Below are 4,841 nucleotides of genomic sequence, written 5' to 3' on the forward strand. Positions count from 1 at the left end.
TGCTCGCCATCCCGGACATGCAGGGGCAGCTCCACCTGGCGCACGCGCGAGGCCTGACCTCCGACATCGAGGGCGCCGTCCTGCGCGGGTTGTGCGCGCAGGTGGCCGAGGCGCTCTCCTTCGATCGGACGCCGGCCCTCATCGGACCGGGGCTCGTGGACCGGCGGTTCGGGAATGTCACGGAGCTGGGGAAGGTGTCGGTCATCTTCTATCCCCTGGCCGTGGGGGATCGGTTGCTCGGGGTGCTGTGCCTGCTGCGCCGGGGCAACCAGAGCATCTTCGGCAAGAGGGACCTGGACCGCGCGGCGGTGCTCTCCAGCCATGTGGTGCTCGCGCTGGAGAACGGGCGCCTGGCCTGTCAGCTCGCGGCCTCCGAGCAGCTCGCGACGCTGGGGCAGGTGGCGGCCGGCATCGGGCATGAGATCAACAACCCGACGGCCTACATCCAGAGCAACCTGGAGTTCGTCCAGGATCAGCTGAGGGCGCTGGGCGAGGGCAAGGCCGTGGATATCGCCGAGCTGGAGCTGGCCGTGGGGGATGCGCGCGAGGGGGCCCGGCGCATCGGTGACATCGTGCGCGACATGCGCGCGCTGTCACGCACGGACGACGAGGCCGGGGGGTGGTTCGACCTCAACGACGCCATCCGCTCGGCGCTGCGCATCGCCCGGGTGGAGACGGCGCAGCGGGCGAGCGTCGAGGCCGAGCTCATCGAGGGGCTGGTGGTGAAGGGGAACCCGGGGCCGGTGTCGCAGGTCTTCGTCAACCTGTTGGTGAACGCGGCGCAGGCGATGGCGGACTGGAAGGGCGAGCGCAAGGAGATCCGCATCACCGCCCGGCGCGAGTCCGAGCAGGCCGTCATCGAGGTCAGCGACACGGGGCCCGGCATTCCGCCCGAGCGCCTGCACCGGCTCTTCCAGCCCTTCTTCACCACGAAGGGGACGGGCACGGGGCTGGGACTGTCCATCAGCCGGAACATCGTGCGGCGTTTCGGAGGGGACATCTCGGTGCGCAGCGCGCCCGGGGATGGGACGGTGTTCACCGTTTCGCTTCCGGCGCGCTCGCAGGCCGAGGGCTGACGCGTTCCGATGGTGTCGGTGGGGGTGGCGGGTTAAGTGACCCGCATGAACTTCCGACATCTCGGCAACAGCGGTCTGATGGTCAGCGAGATTTCCTACGGGAACTGGCTGACCCATGGCTCCCAGGTCGAGGAGGCCGCGGCACTGGCCTGTGTGCGCGCCGCGCTCGACGAGGGCATCACCAGCTTCGACACCGCCGACGTCTACGCCGGCACGCGCGCCGAGGAGGTGCTCGGCCGCGCGCTCAAGGGCCAGCGTCGCGAGGGCCTGGAGATCTTCACCAAGGTGTACTGGCCCACGGGCCCCGGACGAAATGATCGCGGCCTGTCGCGCAAGCACATCCTGGAGTCCATCAACGGCTCGCTGCGGCGGCTCCAGACGGACTACGTGGACCTGTACCAGGCGCACCGCTACGACCACGAGACGCCGCTGGAGGAGACGATGCAGGCCTTCGCGGACGTGGTCCGCCAGGGCAAGGCGCTCTACATCGGCGTGTCCGAGTGGACGGCCGAGGAGCTTCGCGCGGGGGTGACGCTGGCGAGGCAACTGGGCTTCCAGCTCATCTCCAGCCAGCCGCAGTACTCCATGCTGTGGCGGATCATCGAGGGCAAGGTCATCCCCACCTCGCGGGAGCTGGGCGTGGGGCAGATCGTCTGGTCGCCGATCGCCCAGGGGGTGCTCACGGGCAAGTACCAGCCGGGCCAGAAGCCGCCGGAGGGCAGCCGAGCGACGGACGAGAAGGGCTCGGGCTTCATCCAGCGCTTCATGAACGATGAGGTGCTGACGCGGGTGCAGCAGTTGCGGCCGGTGGCGGAGGGGGTGGGGCTGTCGCTGGCGCAGCTCGCGGTGGCGTGGGTGCTCCAGAACCAGAACGTGGCCTCGGCCATCATCGGCGCCTCGCGGCCCGAGCAGGTGAAGGAGAACGTGAAGGCGGCGGGCGTGAAGCTGAGCCCGGAGGTGATGCGCCGCATCGACGAGATTCTCGGTCCCGTCGTGGAGCGCGACCCGGCCCACACGGCGAGCCCCGCGAAGCGGCCGTAGGGTTCAGGAGGGGAGGGAAGCCTCGATGGGAAACGGAACCACCTCGTTCCCCAGGTGCTTCGCTCGGGTGAGCAGCTGGTGGAAGCGGTCCGTCCCGTTGCGCGTGTCGAACTTCGCCGCGATGCCCTCCGCCTGCGCGGCCAGCCAGTCCCGGAGGGTCCGCGTCTCGTACGCTCCCTCGGGGACGTACAGCGTGAAGGTGAGCGGCAGCGGGAGTTGGACCCGCTCGCGCCCTTCCACCAGCGCCCGCTCCAGCAGGGCGAGCGAGGCCGAGTAGAAGGTGAAGCGGTCCCGGTGGCTGGCGTGCTCCAGCGCCCAGCCCAGGTGGCGCCCGAAGAGCATCATCCCCCGGGCCACGTTCGCCGTCAGCGTGAGGAACTCCAGGTGCTCGCCCAGGGTGGCGAGGAACTCCCGGTTGCGCTGGACCAGGGTGTAGCCGCGCAGGTGGCTGTCGCGCGCCTGCTCCAGCCGGCCCAGCTTGAAGAGCGGGTAGAGCACGCTGCCCAGCGTCAGGTGCGGCACCTCCGCGCACGCGTTGCGCCCCTCCAGCAGGGGCCGCGCCTTCTCCAGCACCACCGCGTACTCGCCGCGGTCGAGGTGGTGGTCCAGCTCATCGTCCAGCTCGCACGCCCGGCAGTCCGTCAGGTGGTCGCGCGGTGCCTCCACCCACTTCGCCCAGAGCGTGTCCGCCGCCGGGTCCCCCATGTCACGCGCCGCCTGGTAGCGCAGCTTGAGCACCGCCCGCTGCCCCGCTCCCGCCTTGGCGAAGCATTGCTCCACGTCATCCAGCGCGCCTTGAATCTGCTTGCGGCTGATGTGGGGGAACTCGTCCAGCCGGCCCACCACCCACTTCTGCTTCCAGAGCAGTTGCTCCGGAGAGAAGCGCTCCGGGTCCTTCTGTTGCTGTCCCCGGCACCACGCGAACGCCACCAGGGCGCGGTCCGGAAAACCCCCGAAGGTGGCCGCGTCGATGAGCGCGTCCCGCACCTCGTAGGCGAGCGGCACGTCCCCGTGGGCATCCGCGAGGCGAGCCGCCTCCTCCAGCGCCATCACCTTGGCCTCGCCCGGGTCCAGTCTCTCCGCGCGCCCGAGCAGGGTCTTCACCTGCTCGCGCCAGTCCTGCTCCGTCAATGTACGCCCCCTGTGCCTTCGTCCTCGTCCAGGCGCGACGCGATGAGGCCCAGGAGCCCCCGGTTCAGCAGCGCCATCTCCCGCGCGTTCAGCGGGCGATGACCCAGCAGTAGCGCCTGCACGTACAGCATCTCCACCGACAGCTTGAGCTGCGCCACGTCCCGCACCCGCGCCAGCCGGCGCACCACCGGGTTGAGGAGGTTGAAGCAGAGCTGCGGCCGCTCCTCCTCCCGGGACTCGGCCAGCGCACCCTCCAGCACCGAGGCGTACAGCTCGTCCGTCTCCTCGCGGGCGCGCTCCACGTCCCGCCGGAAGGCCCCGTCGTCCACGTCTCCGTAGAGCGTGGGCACCTCCAGCGGGAGGAACTTCTTGACGGTGACCTCGCAGCGGAACGGCTCCAGGGCTTCCTGGGCCACCTGCCGCAGCCGCGCCACCTGCTGGTTCTCCTCGGGTGTCAGCTCCTCGAAGCCCTGGGGGAGCTGCGACGCGGAGAAGAGCTCCACCTGGGTGTCCGGCAGCACGCGCGGCAACTTCTCCAGCAGGGCCGTGTCGTGCGTGTAGGCCCCATTGATGATGCACAGCCCCTGGGCCGCCGCCACGCGCGCCACCTGCCGGAAGGCGTCCAGGCTCGTCACGTAGCGCGGCGTGGGGTACGTCTGGCGGTAGTGCCCCAGCGTCATCATCCCGAGCGTCGTCTCGAAGGGCAACCAGTGGATGACGAGCCGGTAGAAGTCGTCGTCATCTAGCGCGAGGGCCTTCACCGACAGGCCGTGCAGGGCGATGAGGCGCTGGAGCGTGCGGGGCTCGCCGTGGGCCAGGTCCACCAGATACTGGCGCAGCACCTGCCCGAGCGACTCGCGGGCCCGCGCCAGGGTGGCGTCCTCGTAGAAGGACTCACGGCTGGCGGTGGGGCGCAGGCCCTGGGCATTCACCACGCACTTGACGAAGAAGGCCCACTCCGGGAGCAGATTCTCCGCGCTCTCCGACAGCAGCATGTCCTTGAGGTACACGCGGTGCTTCTGGCGTGCGTTGAAGTGCGGCGAGAAGGGCAGCACGAAGGCCACGCCGTCCACCTGCCCCGCCTCCGCGCGCAGGAGGATGCAGTCCACGAACTCGGTGTTGAACACCTCGCGCCCATAGGCCAGCAGCGCCGCGCGACGCTCCGCCACGCTCGCGTACTCGCGGCGCCAGGGCGGCGGGGCCGGGTTGAGCCGCTCGGCGCTACCGTCCACGGTGAGGTGGATGGGGAAGGGCAGCAGGCCGCCATAGTGCGCCGTGAGCTGCCGGACGCGCTCGGCGGTGAAGTACTCGGCGGCATCCGCGCGGGCGATGAGGAAGACCTGGGTGCCCGGCCTCTCCAGCGGGTGCTCGGATGTCCGCACGGCGTAGGTGCCGTCATGCCGGCCCCGCCACTCCAGGGTGCTCCCGTCCCCCTTCGCCGAGCGCGTCACCACCAGCAGCTCGTCGCACACCATGAAGCAGGACAGCAGGCCGATGCCGAACTGGCCGATGAAGTCGTTGCGGCGCGCCTCCAGCGTCTCGCGCTTGGAGCTCTCGCCGATGGTGGCCAGGAAGCGGTGCAGCTCCTCCTCC

General features: G+C 70.2%; 4 protein-coding genes. 2 read left to right on the forward strand and 2 right to left on the reverse strand.

The window, feature by feature from the left end; genetic code table 11:
- The coding region (locus tag VF794_RS04550; protein ID WP_331107945.1) for an ATP-binding protein at window positions 1-1,076 on the forward strand (1,076 nt) is incomplete at its 5' end.
- A 45-nt stretch (window positions 1,077-1,121) separates the two neighbouring features.
- Window positions 1,122-2,117 (forward strand): aldo/keto reductase family protein, encoded by a 996-nt coding sequence (locus VF794_RS04555; RefSeq protein ID WP_331107946.1) that lies wholly within the window; start codon window positions 1,122-1,124, stop codon window positions 2,115-2,117.
- A 3-nt stretch (window positions 2,118-2,120) separates the two neighbouring features.
- Here VF794_RS04555 and VF794_RS04560 read toward each other — a convergent pair whose 3' ends face one another.
- On the reverse strand, window positions 2,121-3,248 hold the full coding sequence (locus VF794_RS04560; RefSeq protein ID WP_331107947.1) for a hypothetical protein: 1,128 nt from the start codon (window positions 3,246-3,248) through the stop codon (window positions 2,121-2,123).
- Window positions 3,245-4,841, reverse strand: a 1,597-nt coding sequence (locus VF794_RS04565) for an HSP90 family protein (protein WP_331107948.1), incomplete at its 5' end; no start/stop codon positions are given. The genes VF794_RS04560 and VF794_RS04565, both read right to left, overlap by 4 nt.

Source organism: Archangium sp., assembly GCF_036389735.1.
Taxonomy (GTDB): domain Bacteria; phylum Myxococcota; class Myxococcia; order Myxococcales; family Myxococcaceae; genus Archangium.

Bases quoted from the DNA above. Each gene is read 5' to 3' on its own strand.
- VF794_RS04555 (WP_331107946.1), top strand. From the start codon at position 1,122: ATGAACTTCCGACATCTCGGCAACAGCGGTCTGATGGTCAGCGAGATT.